Origin of the sequence: Hydrogenophaga laconesensis, assembly GCF_031457235.1 — a bacterium.
GTDB lineage: Bacteria > Pseudomonadota > Gammaproteobacteria > Burkholderiales > Burkholderiaceae_C > Hydrogenophaga > Hydrogenophaga laconesensis.
Genome location: NZ_JAVDWE010000017.1, coordinates 104177 through 123280, shown reverse-complemented (window position 1 = coordinate 123280; position 19104 = coordinate 104177). Strand labels below are relative to the sequence as shown.

The 19104-nt window shown below is 64.5% G+C and carries 14 protein-coding genes and 1 tRNA gene; all 15 read left to right on the top strand.

Annotated elements, in window-relative coordinates; translation table 11 throughout:
* Positions 1-429: EF-Tu C-terminal domain-related protein (locus J2X09_RS23535; protein ID WP_310309554.1), on the top strand; the 429-nt coding region annotated here is incomplete at its 5' end.
* Positions 430-459: 30 nt separating this feature from the next.
* Positions 460-535: transfer RNA gene (locus J2X09_RS23530), tRNA-Trp, on the top strand.
* A 157-nt stretch (positions 536-692) separates the two neighbouring features.
* Entirely contained in the window at positions 693-1076 is a 384-nt protein-coding gene (secE, locus tag J2X09_RS23525; RefSeq protein WP_204735243.1) for a preprotein translocase subunit SecE, read from the top strand.
* Positions 1073-1639 carry a transcription termination/antitermination protein NusG gene (gene nusG, locus J2X09_RS23520; RefSeq protein WP_374726529.1) on the top strand — a complete coding sequence of 189 codons (567 nt, stop codon included), beginning with the start codon at positions 1073-1075 and terminating at the stop codon, positions 1637-1639. Before secE ends, nusG begins: the two co-directional genes overlap by 4 nt.
* Before the next feature lie 117 nt (positions 1640-1756).
* A complete protein-coding gene (rplK, locus tag J2X09_RS23515) occupies positions 1757-2188 on the top strand; it encodes a 50S ribosomal protein L11 (protein WP_137922451.1) in 432 nt (143 codons plus the stop codon).
* Positions 2189-2884, top strand: coding sequence for a 50S ribosomal protein L1 (rplA, locus tag J2X09_RS23510; protein ID WP_204735241.1), 696 nt, complete (start codon positions 2189-2191; stop codon positions 2882-2884).
* A gap of 232 nt (positions 2885-3116) precedes the next feature.
* Positions 3117-3644: a 50S ribosomal protein L10 gene (rplJ, locus tag J2X09_RS23505; RefSeq protein WP_204735240.1), complete on the top strand. Its 528-nt coding sequence runs from the start codon at positions 3117-3119 to the stop codon at positions 3642-3644.
* 43 nt (positions 3645-3687) lie between these two features.
* Entirely contained in the window at positions 3688-4068 is a 381-nt protein-coding gene (rplL, locus tag J2X09_RS23500) for a 50S ribosomal protein L7/L12 (RefSeq protein WP_204735239.1), read from the top strand.
* 259 nt (positions 4069-4327) lie between these two features.
* Positions 4328-8452 carry a DNA-directed RNA polymerase subunit beta gene (gene rpoB, locus J2X09_RS23495; RefSeq protein ID WP_204735238.1) on the top strand — a complete coding sequence of 1375 codons (4125 nt, stop codon included), beginning with the start codon at positions 4328-4330 and terminating at the stop codon, positions 8450-8452.
* A 132-nt stretch (positions 8453-8584) separates the two neighbouring features.
* Entirely contained in the window at positions 8585-12799 is a 4215-nt protein-coding gene (gene rpoC, locus J2X09_RS23490; RefSeq protein ID WP_204735237.1) for a DNA-directed RNA polymerase subunit beta', read from the top strand.
* 160 nt (positions 12800-12959) lie between these two features.
* Complete coding sequence (locus J2X09_RS23485) at positions 12960-13553, top strand: LemA family protein (RefSeq protein WP_204735236.1); 594 nt, start codon at positions 12960-12962, stop codon at positions 13551-13553.
* 36 nt (positions 13554-13589) lie between these two features.
* On the top strand, positions 13590-14657 hold the full coding sequence (locus J2X09_RS23480; protein ID WP_204735235.1) for a M48 family metalloprotease: 1068 nt from the start codon (positions 13590-13592) through the stop codon (positions 14655-14657).
* A 69-nt stretch (positions 14658-14726) separates the two neighbouring features.
* A complete protein-coding gene (gene rsmB / locus J2X09_RS23475) occupies positions 14727-16088 on the top strand; it encodes a 16S rRNA (cytosine(967)-C(5))-methyltransferase RsmB (protein WP_204735234.1) in 1362 nt (453 codons plus the stop codon).
* Positions 16089-16122: 34 nt separating this feature from the next.
* On the top strand, positions 16123-16803 hold the full coding sequence (locus J2X09_RS23470) for a DUF4390 domain-containing protein (RefSeq protein ID WP_204735233.1): 681 nt from the start codon (positions 16123-16125) through the stop codon (positions 16801-16803).
* Between the two features lie 5 nt (positions 16804-16808).
* Positions 16809-19088, top strand: a complete 2280-nt coding sequence (locus J2X09_RS23465; protein WP_204735232.1) for an ATP-binding protein — start codon at positions 16809-16811, stop codon at positions 19086-19088.
* Positions 19089-19104 lie beyond the last annotated feature (16 nt).

Sequence of the window (19104 nt, the reverse complement as noted above, 5' to 3'; positions counted from 1 at the left end):
AAGACCACCTGCACGGGCGTGGAAATGTTCCGCAAGCTGCTGGATCAGGGCCAGGCTGGCGACAACGTGGGTATCCTGCTGCGCGGCACCAAGCGTGAGGAAGTGCAGCGCGGCCAGGTGCTGTGCAAGCCCGGCTCGATCAAGCCGCACACGCACTTCACGGGTGAGGTGTATGTGCTGTCCAAGGACGAGGGTGGCCGTCACACGCCGTTCTTCAACAACTACCGTCCGCAGTTCTACTTCCGCACGACCGACGTGACGGGCTCGATCGAGCTGCCCGAAGGCAAGGAAATGGTGATGCCGGGTGACAACGTGTCGATCACGGTCAAGCTGATCGCCCCGATCGCCATGGAAGAAGGCCTGCGCTTTGCCATCCGCGAAGGTGGTCGTACCGTCGGCGCCGGCGTCGTCGCCAAAATCATCGCGTAAGGAGCTGCCCTTAGTGGGGCACAAGCCAGTAGGGGTATAGCTCAATTGGCAGAGCGTCGGTCTCCAAAACCGAAGGTTGTAGGTTCGATTCCTACTGCCCCTGCCACCCGACAGGATGTCGTTGGAACCTGAAGCCAGGAACCTGAATCCATCTTGTTGAGTGGTTGACAAGCCCACCGAAGTCGTGAAGACCTCTGGTGGGCTTGCGTGTCTCAAGCTTTCGGGTTTTGAGCGCGCTTTTGATACGAATTGTCTGGATCTTCATGGCCACTACCGAAGTACAAACCGTCCACACCGGCGCCGACAAGGCCAAGCTGGCGGCTGCCATTGCGCTGTTGCTGGGCTCGTTCGTGGCGTTCTACCTGCTGTCGTCGCGCGGTGCGCTGGCGCAGTGGGGTGCCCTGATCGTGTTGATGGCGGCTGCAGTGGTGGTCTTCGCGGTGTCCGAGTCAGGCAGGCAGCTGATCGCTTTTGGCCGTGACGCCTGGCGTGAAGTCAAGAAGGTGGTTTGGCCGGCCCGCAAGGAAGCCATCCAGATGACGGCCTACGTGTTCGCGTTCGTGTTCGTCATGGCCCTGTTCCTGTGGCTGACCGACAAGACCGTCGAATGGGTGTTTTACGACCTGATCCTGGGCTGGAGGAAATGATGAGCGAGCAACACAGTCCCGTGGCCGCAGAGGGTATGCGCTGGTATGTGGTCCATGCCTATTCCGGCATGGAGAAGGCCGCCGAGCGCAACATCATCGAGCGCATCAACCGCGCGGGCATGCAGGACAAGTTTGGCCGCATCCTCGTCCCCACCGAAGAGGTGGTGGAGATGAAGAATGGCCAGAAGCGCACCACCGAGCGCAAGTTCTTCCCCGGCTACGTGCTGGTGGAAATGGTGATGGACGACGACACCTGGCATCTGGTCAAGCACACCAACAAGGTCACGGGCTTTGTGGGCGGTGCGAAGAACCGCCCGGCGCCGATCTCCGAAGAAGACGTCATGAAGATCGTCAACCAGATGCAGGAAGGCACCGACAAGCCGCGCCACAAGGTCGAGTTTGTGGTTGGCGAATACGTCCGCGTCAAGGAAGGCCCCTTCACCGACTTCAACGGCACGGTCGAAGAGGTCAACTACGAGAAGAACAAGATGCGCGTGTCGGTGACCATCTTCGGTCGCGCCACGCCGGTGGAGCTGGAGTTCAGCCAGGTCGAAAAGACCTGAAGTGTTTCGTGGCACAGGCGGGTCGGCCCGACGCCTGTGTCATCCGTCCTTTCCCGGGTCCCCAACCGCGAGGAGGTTGTCCTGATGGCAACCGTCTGCACTCGCAGGAGCTAAAACATGGCGAAGAAAATCGTCGGCTTCATCAAGCTGCAAGTGCCAGCTGGTAAGGCCAACCCCTCTCCCCCGATCGGTCCGGCGCTGGGTCAGCGCGGCCTGAACATCATGGAGTTCTGCAAGGCGTTCAACGCCCAGACCCAAGGCGTCGAGCCCGGTCTGCCGCTGCCCGTGGTGATCACGGCCTTCGCGGACAAGAGCTTCACCTTCATCATCAAGACGCCGCCCGCGACGACCTTGATCAAGAAGGCGATCAAGCTCGACAAGGGCTCTTCGGTACCCAACAAGAACAAGGTCGGCAAGATCACCCGTGCCCAGCTCGAGGAAATCGCCAAGACCAAGATGAAGGACATGACCGCAGCCGATGTGGACGCCGCTGTGCGCACCATCGCCGGTTCGGCCCGCTCGATGGGCGTGATTGTGGAGGGCGTGTAAATGGCCAAGCTGACCAAGAAACAGAAAGCCCTTGAAGGCAAGGTCGACAGCAACAAGCTGTACTCCCTGACGGAGGCCCTGGCCATCGTCAAGGAGTGCGCCAACGCCAAGTTCGATGAGTCCATCGACGTGGCCGTGCAGCTCGGCGTGGATGCGAAGAAGTCCGATCAGGTGGTGCGCGGTGCCGTCGTGATGCCCAATGGCACCGGCAAGACCAAGCGCGTGGCCGTGTTCGCCCAGGGTGCCAAGGCCGAAGAAGCCAAGGCAGCCGGTGCCGACATCGTCGGCATGGACGACCTCGCCGCCGACATCAAGGCCGGCAACATGAACTTCGACGTGGTCATTGCCTCGCCGGACGCCATGCGCATCGTCGGTACCCTCGGTCAGGTGCTGGGCCCGCGAGGCCTGATGCCCAACCCGAAGGTCGGCACCGTGACGCCCGATGTGGCCACCGCGGTGAAGAACGCCAAGGCAGGTCAGGTGCAGTTCCGCGTGGACAAGGCCGGGATCGTGCACGGCACCATCGGCCGCCGCTCGTTCGATGCCGACAAGCTCCAGGGCAACCTGGTGGCGCTGCTCGACGCGCTGACCAAGGCAAAGCCCGCCACCAGCAAGGGTGTGTACCTGCGCAAGGTGGCGGTGTCGTCGACGATGGGTGTGGGCGTCCGTGTGGACACCCAGTCCATCTCGGCGTAATCGCAGAAATTCGGGCCCTTCGGGGCCTGGGTGTGGTGGGCTCCAGACGGGCGCAGGCCGGTCCGGGGGCCATCCAAGACCGTTGGTGCTGGCGATGAGCCGGCTTAATTGTGACAAGCCAACGCAGATGGCGATCCCGCTGCAGATGGAACGAGTTCCTGAACAGTTGAATCGCTGCAATGAGGCGTGCCCCAGGTCCTGACGGGCCGAGGGCACATTTAAGGAGTAGACCTTGAGTCTGAATCGCAGTGAGAAGGAAGCGGTCATTTCCGAAGTGACCAGCCTCGCCGCAAAAGCTCAAACGCTCGTGATGGCGGAATACCGTGGCATCACGGTCGCGAACATGGACAAACTGCGCGTGACAGCCCGCAGCAACGGTGTGAGCCTGAGTGTGTTGAAGAACACCCTGGCCCGCCGTGCGGTGGCTGGCAGCCCGTTCGAAGTGGCCGCAGACCAGATGACCGGTCCGCTGATCTATGGCTTCTCTGAAGACGCCGTGGCCGCCGCGAAAGTGGTGGCCGATTTCGCGAAGACCAACGACAAGCTGGTGATTCGCGGTGGCGTGTACGGAGGCAAGGCCCTGGATGTCAACGGCGTGAAGACGCTGGCCAGCATTCCCTCGAAGGAAGTGCTGCTGGCCCAGTTGTGTGGCTTGCTCAAGTCGCCGATCTCGCGCACGGCCGTTGTGCTGGGCGCATTGGCGGCCAAAAAAGGCGAAGGCGCTGCCGCCCCGGCAGCTGAAGAGGCTGCTGCTGCCTGAGTGGCACAGCACATTCGTTCAAATCAATTGTTAGGAAATCAAAATGGCATTCGATAAAGACGCATTTCTGACCGCGCTGGACAGCATGACGGTCATGGAACTCAACGACCTGGTGAAAGCCATCGAAGAGAAGTTTGGTGTGAGCGCTGCCGCCATGGCCGCTCCCGCCGCCGGTGGCGCTGGCGGCGGTGCTGCTGCGGCCGCTGAAGAGAAGACCGAATTCAACGTCGTGCTGGTGGAAGCCGGCGCGAACAAGGTCTCCGTCATCAAGGCTGTGCGCGAAATCACCGGCCTGGGCCTCAAGGAAGCCAAGGACCTGGTCGACGGCGCACCGAAGAACGTCAAGGAAGGCATTGCCAAGGCCGACGCCGAAGCTGCCGTGAAGAAGCTGGTGGAAGCCGGCGCCAAGGCTGAGCTGAAGTAATTCGCCCGGTCTCAGGGGCTGGAGTGCTCGAAAAGGGCCTCCAGCCTTTGGTGCTTTCAGAGCACACCCAAAAATCGGCTCCAGAGTCGGCTTTTGAGTGTCTTCTGACCCCGACTGCAGAAGACGACTTGGTTCGGGCCTGTGTGCAATGCATGGGCCGTCCGCCAATGGTTGGTAGAGGCCAGCCACCAAGAAAGTCACCAGGAATCCAGCCCTGGTAGGCAAGACAGTCGCCGCAGACCTCAAGCCCGGAGATCTCATGGCCTCAGCATCGAAATACTCATACACCGAACGCAAGCGCATCCGCAAGAGCTTTGGTACCCGCGAAAACGTTCTCGCGATTCCTTACCTCCTGCAAATGCAGAAGGACGCCTACACCGCGTTCCTGCAGGCGGACAGCGCCCCCAAGAAACGCACCAACGAAGGCCTGCAGGCCGCGTTCGAAGCCGCTTTCCCGATCGTCTCCCACAACGGTTTTGTGGAGATGAAGTTCGTCGAGTACAACCTGGCCAAGCCCGCGTTCGACGTGCGCGAATGCCAGACCCGTGGCCTGACCTTCGCTTCCGCCGTGCGCGCACGCGTGCAGCTGATCATCTACGACCGCGAGTCCTCGACCGCGCAATCGAAGGTGATCAAGGAAGTGAAAGAGCAGGAGGTCTACATGGGCGAAGTGCCCCTGATGACTGAGAAGGGTTCCTTCATCATCAACGGTACCGAGCGCGTGATCGTGTCTCAGCTGCACCGCTCGCCGGGCGTGTTCTTCGAACACGACAAGGGCAAGACCCACAGCTCGGGCAAGCTGTTGTTCTCTGCTCGCATCATTCCTTACCGCGGTTCGTGGCTCGACTTCGAATTCGACCCGAAGGACGTGCTGTTCTTCCGTGTCGACCGCCGCCGCAAGATGCCGGTCACCATCCTGCTCAAGGCCATCGGCCTGACGCCGGAAACCATCCTGGCCAACTTCTTCGTCAACGACCACTTCCGCCTGATGGACAGCGGCGCGCAGATGGCCTTCGTGCCCGAGCGCCTGCGCGGTGAAGTGGCCCGCTTCGACATCACCGACAAGAGTGGCAAGGTCGTCGTGGCCAAGGACAAGCGCATCACCGCGCGCCACACCCGCGAACTGGAGCAGTCTGGTACCACGCACATCAGCGTGCCGGAAGACTTCATGATCGGCCGCGTGGTGGCCCGCAACATTGTGGATGCGGACACCGGCGAGATCATTGCCAAGGCCAACGAAGAGCTGACAGAAGCCCTGCTGAAGAAGCTGCGCACCGCCGGCGTGCAAGATCTGCAGTGCCTCTACACCAACGAACTCGACCAGGGTGCGTACATCTCGCAGACCTTGCGCATCGATGAGACGGCCGATGAGTTCGCCGCGCGCGTGGCCATCTACCGCATGATGCGCCCCGGCGAACCGCCGACCGAAGACGCCGTGCAGGCCTTGTTCCACCGACTGTTCTACAACCCGGACACGTACGATCTGTCGCGCGTGGGTCGCATGAAGTTCAATGCCCGCGTGGGCCGCGACGAATCCTCCGGCCCCATGGTGCTGTCGAACGACGACATCCTGGCCGTGGTCAAGATTCTTGTGGACCTGCGCAACGGCCGTGGCGAAGTCGATGACATCGACCACCTGGGCAACCGCCGCGTGCGTTGCGTGGGCGAACTGGCCGAAAACCAGTACCGCACCGGCCTGGCCCGCATCGAGAAGGCCGTGAAGGAACGTCTCGGCCAGGCCGAGCAAGAGCCGCTCATGCCGCACGACCTGATCAACTCCAAGCCGATTTCTGCGGCGCTCAAGGAGTTCTTCGGCGCGTCGCAGCTGTCGCAGTTCATGGACCAGACCAATCCGCTGGCGGAAATCACCCACAAGCGCCGCGTCTCGGCCCTGGGCCCGGGCGGTCTGACCCGTGAGCGTGCAGGCTTCGAAGTGCGCGACGTGCACGTGACCCACTACGGCCGCGTCTGCCCGATCGAAACCCCTGAAGGTCCGAACATCGGCCTGATCAACTCGCTGGCACTCTATGCGCGTCTGAACGAATACGGTTTCATCGAGACCCCGTACCGCCGCGTGGTCGAAGGCAAGGTGACGAACCAGATCGACTACCTGTCGGCCATCGAGGAAGGCAAGTACGTCATCGCGCAGGCCAATGCCGCGCTGGACGCCGAAGGCCGTCTGACCGGTGACCTGATCTCTGCGCGGGAGAAGGGAGAATCCATCCTGACGCCGGCCGATACCATCCAGTACATGGACGTGTCGCCCGCACAGATCGTCTCCGTGGCCGCTTCGCTGGTGCCGTTCCTCGAGCACGATGACGCGAACCGCGCGCTGATGGGCGCCAACATGTCGCGCCAGGCCGTGCCCGTGCTGCGTCCCGAGAAGCCTCTCGTGGGCACCGGCATCGAGCGTGTGGCCGCGATCGACTCCGGCACCGTCGTCACCGCCAAGCGCGGTGGCGTGGTCGACTACGTGGACGCGACCCGCATCGTGATCCGCGTGAACGACGCCGAGGCTGTCGCAGGTGAAGTGGGTGTAGACATCTACAACCTCATCAAGTACCAGCGTTCCAACCAGAACACCAACATCCACCAGCGTCCGATCGTCAAGAAGGGCGACAAGCTGGCGGCTGGTGATGTGATCGCCGATGGCGCATCGACCGATCTGGGCGAGATTTCGATCGGCCAGAACATGCTGATCGCCTTCATGCCCTGGAACGGCTACAACTTCGAAGACTCGATCCTGATCTCCGAACGCGTGGTGGCCGACGACCGCTACACCTCGATCCACATCGAGGAGCTGGTGGTGATGGCGCGCGACACCAAGCTGGGCGCGGAAGAAATCACCCGCGACATTCCCAACCTGGCCGAGCAGCAGCTCAACCGCCTGGACGACTCCGGCATCATCTACGTGGGCGCCGAAGTGCTGCCCGGCGACGTGCTGGTGGGCAAGGTCACCCCCAAGGGCGAGACCACGCTGACGCCAGAAGAGAAGCTGCTGCGCGCGATCTTCGGCGAGAAGGCTTCCGACGTGAAGGACACCTCGCTGCGTGTGGACCAGGGCTCGCAAGGCACCGTGATCGACGTGCAGGTGTTCACCCGCGAAGGCATCACGCGCGACAAGCGCGCGCAGCAGATCATCGACGACGAACTGAAGCGCTTCCGCCTGGACCTCAACGACCAGCTGCGCATCGTGGAAGCCGACGCGTTCGACCGGATCGAGAAGCTGCTGATCGGCAAGATCGCCAACGGTGGTCCGAAGAAACTGGCCAAGGGCACGACCATCGACAAGGCCTACCTGGACGACGTCGAGAAGTACCACTGGTTCGACATCCGCCCGGCCGATGAGACCGTGGCCGCCCAGCTCGAGTCCATCAAGAACTCGATGGAACAGACGCGCCACAGCTTCGATCTCGCGTTCGAAGAGAAGCGCAAGAAGCTCACGCAAGGCGACGAACTGCCCGCAGGCGTGCTGAAGATGGTCAAGGTCTACCTCGCCGTCAAGCGCCGCCTGCAGCCTGGCGACAAGATGGCCGGCCGTCACGGCAACAAGGGTGTGGTCTCCAAGATCGTGCCAGTGGAAGACATGCCGCACATGGCCGATGGCACGCCTGCCGACATCGTGCTCAACCCGCTGGGCGTGCCTTCGCGCATGAACGTGGGCCAGGTGCTCGAAGTCCACCTGGGCTGGGCCGCCAAGGGCCTGGGCCAGCGCATCGGCGACATGCTGCAGGCCGAAGCGAAGGTGGCCGAGCTGCGCAAGTTCCTCGAGACCGTCTACAACTCGGCTGGCAAGAAGGAAACCCTGGCCGCGCTGAGCGACGCCGAGGTGATCGAGATGGCGGAAAACCTGCAGACCGGTGTGCCGTTCGCCACCCCGGTGTTCGACGGTGCCTCGGAAGATGAGATCCGCGCCATGCTGAAGCTGGCCTATCCGGACGACATCGCACAACTCAAGGGGCTGACCGAGACCCGCACCCAGGCGCAGCTGTACGACGGCCGCACGGGTGACGCTTTCGAGCGCAAGACCACCGTGGGCTACATGCACTTCCTGAAGCTGCACCACCTGGTCGACGACAAGATGCACGCCCGTTCGACCGGTCCGTACTCCCTGGTCACCCAGCAGCCGCTGGGCGGCAAGGCACAGTTCGGTGGCCAGCGTTTCGGCGAGATGGAAGTGTGGGCACTGGAAGCGTACGGCGCTTCGTACATCCTGCAGGAAATGCTCACCGTCAAGTCCGACGACGTGCAAGGCCGCACCAAGGTGTACGAGTCCATCGTCAAGGGCGAGCACACGATCGACGCCGGCATGCCCGAGTCGTTCAACGTGCTGGTCAAGGAAATCCGCTCGCTCGGTATCGACATCGAGCTGGAAAGGAGCTGACGACCCCCTGCGCCGCTTCGCGGCGTCCCCTTGTGGGGACAGCACCAACGGCCCGGCAAAGCCGGTCCCGCGGTGCTTCTGGACCAGTCACTTCTTTCCTAACGTTGTCTTAAATATTTAAGGAAGTTCTCCATGAAATCCTTGCTCGACCTGTTCAAGCAGTTCACGCCCGACGAGCACTTCGATGCGATCCGCATCGGCCTGGCTTCGCCGGAAAAAATCCGCTCGTGGTCCTTCGGTGAAGTCAAGAAGCCCGAGACCATCAACTACCGCACGTTCAAGCCCGAGCGCGATGGCCTGTTCTGCGCCAAGATCTTTGGCCCCATCAAGGACTACGAATGCCTGTGCGGCAAGTACAAGCGCCTCAAGCACCGCGGTGTCATCTGCGAGAAGTGCGGCGTTGAAGTCACGCAGACCAAGGTGCGCCGCGAGCGCATGGGTCACATCGATCTGGCCGCACCTTGCGCCCACATCTGGTTCCTGAAATCGCTGCCGTCGCGTCTGGGCCTGATCCTGGACATGACGCTGCGCGACATCGAGCGCGTGCTGTACTTCGAGGCGTACGTGATCGTCGATCCCGGCATGACCCCGCTGAAGAAGTTCGCGATCATGAGCGAGGACGACTACGACGCCAAGCGCAAGGAATTCGGTGACGAATTCATCGCCAAGATGGGCGCCGAAGGCATCAAGGAACTGCTGCAGGCCATCGACCTCGACATCGAGATCGAGAAGCTGCGCAACGACCTGACCGGTTCCGAACTCAAGATCAAGAAGAACGCCAAGCGCCTCAAGGTGCTGGAAGCCTTCAAGAAGTCCGGCATCAAGCCCGAATGGATGGTGCTCGACGTGCTGCCCGTGCTGCCGCCGGACCTGCGTCCGCTGGTGCCGCTGGACGGCGGCCGCTTCGCGACCTCCGACCTGAACGACCTGTACCGCCGCGTCATCAACCGCAACAGCCGTCTGCGTCGCCTGCTCGAACTCAAGGCGCCCGAGATCATCGCGCGCAACGAGAAGCGCATGCTGCAGGAAGCGGTGGATTCGTTGCTGGACAACGGCCGCCGTGGCAAGGCCATGACGGGTGCCAACAAGCGCGCGCTGAAGTCGCTGGCCGACATGATCAAGGGCAAGAGCGGCCGGTTCCGTCAGAACCTGCTGGGCAAGCGCGTCGACTACTCCGGTCGTTCGGTCATCGTGGTGGGCCCGACGCTCAAGCTGCACCAGTGCGGCCTGCCCAAGCTGATGGCCCTCGAACTGTTCAAGCCTTTCATCTTCTCGCGCCTGGAAGCCATGGGCATCGCGACCACCATCAAGGCCGCGAAGAAGGAAGTGGAAGCCGGCACGCCGGTGGTGTGGGACATCCTTGAGGAAGTCATCAAGGAACACCCGGTGATGCTCAACCGTGCACCGACGCTGCACCGCCTGGGCATCCAGGCCTTCGAGCCGATCCTGATCGAAGGCAAGGCGATCCAGCTGCACCCGCTGGTCTGTGCGGCCTTCAACGCCGACTTCGACGGTGACCAGATGGCCGTTCACGTGCCGCTGTCCGTGGAAGCGCAGCTCGAAGCCCGCACGCTGATGCTGGCCTCGAACAACATCCTGTTCCCCGCCAACGGCGAGCCCTCCATCGTGCCGTCGCAAGACGTGGTGCTGGGCCTGTACTACGCAACGCGCGAGAAGATCAACGCCAAGGGCGAAGGCATGTACTTCGCCGATCTGGCCGAACTGCAGCGCGCGCTGGACAACGGTGTGGTCGAGATCACCGCCAAGATCGCCGTGCGCCTGACCCAGCACACGCTGGACAAGGCCTCGGGCGAATTCGTGCCTTCCACCTCGCTGGTGGACACCACGGTCGGCCGTGCACTGCTCTCCGAGATCCTGCCCAAGGGCCTGCCGTTCGAAGTGCTGAACAAGGCACTGAAGAAGAAGGAAATTTCGCGCCTGATCAACGCCTCGTTCCGCAAGTGCGGCCTGAAGGAAACCGTCGTGTTCGCCGACAAGCTGCTCCAGAACGGGTTCCGTCTGGCCACGCGTGCGGGCATCTCGATCGCCGTTGACGACATGCTGGTGCCCAAGGAAAAACCGGCCATCATCGACCGTGCCGAGAACGAGGTGAAGGAGATCGCCCAGCAGTACGCTTCCGGTCTGGTGACCGCGGGCGAGCGCTACAACAAGGTGGTGGACATCTGGGGCAAGGCCGGTGACGAGATCTCCAAGGTCATGATGGCCCAGCTGGCCAAGCAGAAGGTGACCGACCGCAGCGGCAAGGAAGTGGACCAGGAGTCGTTCAACTCCATCTACATGATGGCCGACTCCGGCGCCCGTGGCTCTGCGGCGCAGATCCGCCAGCTGGCCGGCATGCGCGGTCTGATGGCCAAGCCGGACGGCTCCATCATCGAGACCCCCATCACGGCGAACTTCCGTGAAGGCCTCAACGTGTTGCAGTACTTCATTTCCACCCACGGCGCCCGCAAGGGTCTGGCCGACACGGCGCTGAAGACGGCCAACTCCGGTTACCTCACCCGCCGCCTGGTGGATGTGACGCAGGATCTGGTGGTCAACCAGCAGGACTGCGGTACCTCCAACGGTACGCTGATGCGCGCCATCGTCGAAGGCGGTGAGGTGATCGAGTCGCTGCGCGACCGCGTCCTGGGCCGCACCACGGCCGAGGAAGTGATCCATCCGGAAACCCGCCAGGTGCTGGTGCCGGCTGGCGAACTGCTGGACGAAGACCTGCTCGACACCCTCGAAGCCGCTGCGGTGGACGAGGTGAAGGTGCGCACCGCGCTGACCTGTGAAACCCGCTTCGGCATCTGCGCCAAGTGCTATGGCCGCGACCTGGGTCGCGGTGGCCTGGTCAACATCGGCGAAGCGGTTGGGGTGATCGCCGCGCAGTCGATCGGCGAACCCGGTACGCAGTTGACCATGCGCACGTTCCACATCGGTGGTGCGGCATCGCGTGCGGCCGTGGCTTCCAGCGTGGAGGCCAAGTCCAGCGGCATGATCGGCTTCAACGCCACCATGCGCTACGTGACCAACACCAAGGGTGAATTGGTGGTGATCGCGCGCTCCGGCGAGATCATCATCCACGACGAACACGGTCGTGAGCGCGAGCGCCACAAGGTGCCGTACGGCGCTGTCCTGTCGGTCAAGGCCGACCAGGCCATCAAGGCCGGTGCGATCCTGGCCAACTGGGATCCGCTGACCCGCCCGATCATCACGGAGTTCGCTGGTCAGGTGAAGTTCGAGAACGTCGAGGAAGGCCTCACCGTGGCCAAGCAGGTCGACGATGTGACCGGCCTGTCCACCCTGGTGGTGATCGATCCGAAGCGCCGCGGCGCTGCCAAGGTCGTGCGCCCGCAGGTCAAGCTGATCGACGCTTCCGGCAACGAGGTGAAGATCCCTGGCACCGACCACTCGGTGACCATCGGCTTCCAGATCGGCTCGCTGATCCAGGTGCGCGATGGCCAGGACGTGGGCCCTGGCGAAGTGCTGGCGCGCATTCCGGTCGAAGGCCAGAAGACCCGCGACATCACCGGCGGTCTGCCGCGCGTGGCCGAGCTGTTCGAAGCCCGCAGCCCGAAGGACAAGGGCATGCTGGCCGAGATGACCGGTACCGTGTCGTTCGGCAAGGAGACCAAGGGCAAGGTTCGCCTGCAGATCACCGATCCGGATGGCAAGGTCTGGGACGAGCTCATCCCCAAGGAAAAGAACATCCTGGTGCACGAAGGCCAGGTGGTCAACAAGGGCGAAAGCATCGTCGACGGACCGGCCGATCCGCAGGACATCCTGCGCCTGCTGGGCATGGAAGAACTCTCGCGCTACATCGTCGATGAAGTGCAGGACGTCTACCGCCTTCAGGGTGTGAAGATCAACGACAAGCACATCGAGGTGATCGTTCGCCAGATGCTGCGCCGCGTCGTGGTCGAAGCCGTGGGCGATTCCAGCTACATCGCCGGCGAACAGGTGGAGCGTTCGGAGATCCTCAACACCAACGACGCCCTGCGCGCCGAAGGCAAGATCCCCGCGACCTACAGCAACGTGCTGCTGGGCATCACCAAGGCCTCGCTGTCCACCGACTCGTTCATCTCTGCGGCGTCCTTCCAGGAAACCACCCGCGTGCTGACCGAGGCGGCCATCATGGGCAAGCGCGACGACCTGCGTGGCCTGAAGGAGAACGTGATCGTGGGTCGCCTGATCCCGGCCGGTACCGGCATGGCTTACCACGAGGCCCGCAAGGTCAAGGAGAAGATGGACGACGAAGAGCGCCGTGCCATCGCCGAGGCCGACGCGATCTCGCTGGCGGCCGACCAGGCCGACGCTTCGAGCACCACCAACGAAGCGGAGTAAAGGGCCCACCGGCGCTGCGCGCCGTTGACCTGTCCAAAGCCCCCGGCCATCACCGGGGGCTTTTTTCATGGTGCTGTCGCGGGCGGCCAGGGCAAGTGGCGGGGTATATTGGCGCCGCATGCCGGGGAGGCAGGCGGCACGCCAACAAGGAGCTCCGAATATGTCCATTTCGCTGTGGGTTTTTCTGGCCGTGGGCCTGGTCGTGTTTTTCTGGGCCGTGGGCGCCTACAACCGGCTGGTCCGCCTGAAGAACGCGATCGCCAATGCGTTTGGCCAGATTGACGTGCAGCTCAAGCGCCGTTATGACCTGATTCCCAACCTGGTGGAAGTCGCGCGCCGTTATCTGGCGCACGAGGCGCAGACCCTGGAGGCGGTGATCGCCGCGCGCAACCAGGCGCGCACGGCCGAGCAGACCGCAGCTGGCAGCCCGCTCAACGCCGGTGCACTGGGTGCCCTGGCGGGTGCCGAGCAGTTGCTGGGGGGCGCATTGGGCAAGCTGTTCGCCGTGGTGGAGGACTACCCCGATCTCAAGGCCGACCAGAGCATGCGCGAGCTCAGCGAAGAGCTCACCAGCACGGAGAACCGTGTCGGCTTTGCGCGCCAGGCCTACAACGACCGCGTGCTGGAGTTCAACGACGCGGCGGCACAGTTCCCCACGCTGCTCATCGCCCGGCTGTTCGGTTTCCAGCCGCAGGCCATGCTGGCCTCAACGACCACCGAAGCCGAGCGCGAGACCCTCCGCGTCAAGCTGTGATGCACCCGGCGCGCTGTTGCCAGCGCGTGTGCTGACATGCGTTTCTTCGAATTCCAGCGCGATGCCCGAGGCCAGACCCGGCGCCTGCTGGTCGCGTTCGGCCTGACGGTGCTGTTGCTGCTGGTTGCGGTCAACGCGGCACTGGCACTGGCCTGGGGTCTCACCTGGGGTTTCTGGATGCCCGGCGAGGGGTTGCACCTGCCCCGTCACTTCTTCGCGGTCAATACCGGCGTGACCTTGCTCTTCGTGCTGGGTGGCTGGTGGGTCGAGACTTCACGCCTGGCCGATGGCGGTGGCGTGCGACTGGCCGAGCAGATGGGCGCGCGGCCCGCTCAGCCCTCAGGCAACCTGGACGAGCAGCGTTTCTGCAACATCGTCGACGAGATGGCGATCTCGTCGGGCATGAAGCGGCCACAACCCATGGTGCTGGCGCGCGATGAAGGCATCAACGCCTTTGCTGCCGGGTGGGACGAGGACGATGCCGTGGTGGCGGTGACGCAAGGCGTGCTCAGGCACCTCACCCGCGAGGAACTGCAGGGACTGGTGGCCCACGAGTTCAGCCACATCGGGGAGGGCGACACGCGCCTGAACATGCGGCTGGTCGGCATGGTATTCGGGCTCGAGATGCTGTTTCGCATGGGCCAGACCCTGTTCGAGCCCGACTCGCGAGACCGCCGGATGGTCGCCGCGCTGATCGGGCTGGCCATCATGGCCGCCGGTTGGCTGGGCTGGCTGGCAGGCCATGCGCTGCAGGCCGCCGTGTCCCGCCAGCGCGAATACCTGGCGGACGCGCGCGCGGTGCAATGGACGCGCAGCCGCGATGGCCTGGGCGGCGTGCTGCGCAAGGTGCTGAGCCAGCAGCGTGAAGGTGTGGTGCCGCGTCAGGTGGGCTCGATGGTGCAGCACATGCTGCTGGTGGCGAATGCGGGCGGCAGGACCGAGCATTGGCTCGACTCGCACCCGCCACTGAGCCAGCGCATCCGCCGCATCTACGGGCGCGACATGGGGCCGCTGCCTCTGCTCCGCGAGGACGAGCCCTTGCCAGCACCCGTCCAGCCTGCTGCGGCGGCCGTCGATGGCGGGCCCGGCTGGACCCTGAGCTGAGCGATCGGGGCCGGCTGTGTGTGACACTCGCGGTCTCCGCCCCGACCGCACCGCCACGGAATCCCCCTTTTGACCGCCACGGCCTCCCCATCCCCTGCATCCCATCCGCCTGGACCGACCCTGGCCACCCAGCTGCGCCACACCGCCGCCTGCGTGCTCGCGGTCGAGCAGGGGCGTTCGCTCAGCGAGGTGTTGCCCCAGCTGCCGCCGTCGCTGCGTCCTGGTGTGCAGGCACTTACTTTTCATGTGCTGCGCCATTTGGGTACCGCCCGCGCCCTTGTGGGCCGACTGGTCGAACGCAAGCCCGCACCGCCGGTGCAAGCCCTGCTGTGCAGCGCGGTGGCCTTGCTGCTGGACGCTTCCGATGAGCAGGCGCCGCGCTATCCCGCACACACACTGGTGAGCCAGGCCGTGGAGGCCGCACGCCAGGAGCGCCGGACCGAGCGCCAGGCGGCGTTCATCAACGCCTGCCTGCGCCGCTTCCTGCGAGAGCGCGATGCGCTGCTGCCCGCTGTCGCTGCGGACCCCGTCGCGCGCTGGAACCACCCGCTGTGGTGGATCGAGCGGCTGCAATGCGACCATCCCGACCACTGGCGGGCCATCCTCGAGGCCAACAACCAGCCGGGGCCGATGGCATTGCGCGTCAACCGCCGCCGGGTGGACCGCACGGCCTATCTGCAGGCATTGCAGGCCGCCGGTTTCAAAGCCACGCCTGTGGGACGCGACGGCGTGGTGCTCGCGGCGCCCCAGCCGGTGGAACGCCTGCCCGGCTTTGCCGATGGCCACTGTTCCGTACAAGACGCCGCGGCCCAGCTGGCGGCCGGACAACTGCTCGATGGTCGCGACTGGACGGCGGCTGACCGCGTGCTCGATGCCTGTGCCGCCCCCGGGGGCAAGACGGCACATCTGCTTGAGCAGGCGGACCTGAACCTGCTCGCGCTGGACGTGGACCCACGCCGCTGCGAGCGCATCCGGGACACCTTGCAGCGCCTGGGCCTGCAGGCCTCGGTGCGAGCCGCCGATGCCGCACAGCCGTCTGCGTGGTGGGATGGACAGGCGTTTGACGCCATCCTGCTCGACGCGCCCTGTACCGCCTCGGGCATTGTGCGGCGCCATCCGGACGTGCGCTGGCTGCGCCGTGCCAGCGACGTCGATGCGCTGGTGGCCACCCAGCGGGCTCTGCTCCAAGCCCTCTGGCCACTGCTCAAACCCGGGGGGAGGCTGGTCTACGCCACCTGCTCGGTTTTCCGGGCCGAGGGGGCCGAGCAGGTGAAGGCGTTCCTTGTGCACCACACTGATGCGCTCCATCGGGCCTCGCCGGGGCATTTGCTGCCGGGTATGGCCGCCCCCCCCGGAGAGTTCAACGACAATCCTCCGGGTGGATACGACGGTTTCTTCTACGCCTGCATCGACAAGGCCGACCAGCCTTGACCCACGGCCTCCCATCGCCCGCCCGGTTCGCGCCATGAGCCTCTGGCGGCTGTGGTGGCTGGGGTTGGTGCTGTCGTGGTTCACGTTCTGGCCGGCCCACGCCGAAGCCCCGAAGGTGCAGCAGCTCTCGCTGCAACGCACCCACGATGCCCTTTTCCTGTCCGCCCGCATGGAGCTGCAGCCGGCCGGCGCGGTGGAAGACGTGTTGTACAAGGCCGTTCCCCTCTATTTCGTGTGGCATGCCGACGTCTACCGGCAGCGCTGGTACTGGACCGACAAACGCGTGGCCAGCGCGACGCGCACCCTCCGTCTGGCTTACCAGCCTTTGACCCGCCGCTGGCGCGTCAGCCTCTCGAATGAAACTGCGGCTGCCTCGGGGGGCGCCGGCCTGCAATACGCCCTGCACCAGAACTTCGACTCCCTCAACGAGGCGTTGGCGGGGGTGGGCCGGGTGGCGCGGTGGAGGCTGGCCGATGCCAGTCGCCTGGACCCCGATGCCGACCATGAGGTCGAGTTCTCATTCCGCCTCGACCTGAACCTGTTGCCCAGGCCGTTCCAGATTGGCATGGCCAATCAACCTGAATGGACGGTGGAGCACCGGCAGACACTGCCGGTGCCCGCACAGGCCGAGACAGACCGCACACCGGAGGTGACCACCGGGGTGCAGGCTGTCGAGCTCACCGGCGAAGCCGGTGGGCGTGAGCCCGCTCGTTAGCTGCCATGTCCAGCGTGCGCGGCCAGGCTTCCGCCGTGACCCCGGTGCACACCACGGCACCCAGGAGCAAGCCCGCTGCCGTGCGCTGGGCCATCGGTGCCGGGCTGGTGTTCATGGCCGGCGTGGGCATGGTGCTGCTGTTCCTGCTCACCCTGGCCACCAACAACCGGGCGTTCTACGAACAGAACTTCAACTGGCTGGTGGGCATCAACGTGGCGGTCGCAGCCTTCCTGCTGCTCGTCATCCTGTGGCTGGCCTTGCGCCTGACGGTGCGCCTGCGACGGGGCAAGTTCGGCAGCCGCTTGCTGATCAAGCTTGCCGCCATCATCGGCCTGGTCGGCATCCTGCCGGGCCTGCTCATCTACACCGTGTCGTACCAGTTCGTTTCCCGCTCCATCGAGAGCTGGTTCGACGTGCGTGTCGAGTCCGCGCTCACGGCCGGCCTCAACCTGGGCCGCACCACGCTGGACACCCTGGCCGCCGATCTCAGCAGCAAGACCCGCGTCGCGGCCGAAGGCCTTTCGCGCCTGCCCAACACCTCGGCTGTGCTGGCCCTGGAGCGCGTGCGCGAGCAACTGGGTGTGACCGACCTCGTGCTCTGGGGAGCCAGCGGACAGGCGCTGGGCAGCTCCGGCGTCTCGCGCTTCGACATCAACCCCGAACGGCCCACGCCCGGACAGTTGCGCAACGTGCGTGCCGCGCGCGTGGTGGCGCAGATCGAAGGTCTGGAGGAAGACGGCAGCGGTGAGATCGAGGCACTGATCGCGGCCAGCCAGCCGCGCATCAAGGTGATGGCGCTGGTGAGTCCGCCCAACTTCGGATTCAGCGCTGAACCACGTTACCTGCAGGTGGTAGTGCCGTTGCCCGGTGCGCTGGTGACCGACGCCCTCGCCGTGCAGGTGGCCAACCGCGAGTACCAGGAACGTGCGCTCACCCGCGAAGGCCTGCGGCGCATGTACATCGGCACGCTCACTCTGGCGCTGTTCCTTGCCGTGTTTGGTGCCGTGCTGCTGGCCGTGCTGCTGGGCAACCAGCTGGTGCGCCCGCTGTTCGTGCTGGCCGAAGGCATGCGCGAGGTGGCCGCCGGCAACCTCGCGCCCAAGACCGCGCTCACCTCACGCGATGAGCTCGCCAGTCTCACGCGCACCTTCGCCAACATGACGCAGGACCTCTCGGACGCGCGCGAGGCGGTGCAGCACAGCATGGAACAGGTCGATGCCGCACGAGACAACCTGCAGACCATCCTGGACAACCTCACCGCTGGTGTCGTCGTGCTCGACGAGCAGGGGCACATCCAGAGTGTGAACCCCGGCGCCGAGCGCATCCTGCACACCCCACTGGCCTTGCACATCGGTCATCCGTTGACCCAGGTGCCCGGACTGGAGGCCTTTGGCGACGGGGTGTGGCAGCAGTTCGACCGGTTCCTGTCGGATCAGGCGCAGCACGAAGGTGGCAACTGGCAGCAGTCGTTCGAGCTCAGCGCGGACGGCACCACACCGTTCCAAGAAGGACTCACCCTCATCGTGCGCGGTGCGCTGCTGCCCGACAACGAACGCCTGCTTGTGTTCGACGACGTCTCGGAAATGGTCTCCGCCCAGCGCGCCAAGGCCTGGGGCGAGGTGGCGAGGCGGCTCGCGCACGAAATCAAGAACCCGCTCACGCCCATCCAGCTGTCGGCCGAGCGCCTGGCCATGAAGCTCGATGGCAAGGTGCAGCCACCCGAGCAGGCCATTCTCAACAAATCGGTGCGAACCATCGTCGACCAGGTCGATGCAATGAAACGCCTGGTGAACGAATTCCGCGACTACGCGCGCCTGCCCGCCGCGCAGCTCGCGGCCATCGATCTGAACGCACTCGTGCGCGACATCGTGGTGCTCTACGACAACGCCGCTGTGCCGGTGCGCCTCGAGCTGGCCGAGGGCCTGCCCAGGGCCATGGCCGACCCGCAGCAGGTGCGGCAGACCCTGCACAATCTGGTGCAGAACGCCCAGGACGCCATGGCCGGCGTGCCCGGCGCCCAGGTGCTGCTGCGCACGCGGCGGTCCGACTCAGGGCAGTGGGTGCGGCTGTCCGTGCTCGACGAAGGCCCCGGCTTTGCCGAGCACATTCTCAAGCGCGCGTTCGAGCCCTATGTGACCACCAAGGTCAAGGGCACCGGCCTGGGCCTGGCCGTGGTCAAGAAAATCATGGACGAACACGGCGGACGCGTCGATCTCAGCAACCGCATGACCGAAGGCAGGGTCATCGGCGCTCAAGTGTCGTTATCATTCGCAGTTGCGAATTGACAACACGTTCCGAGGA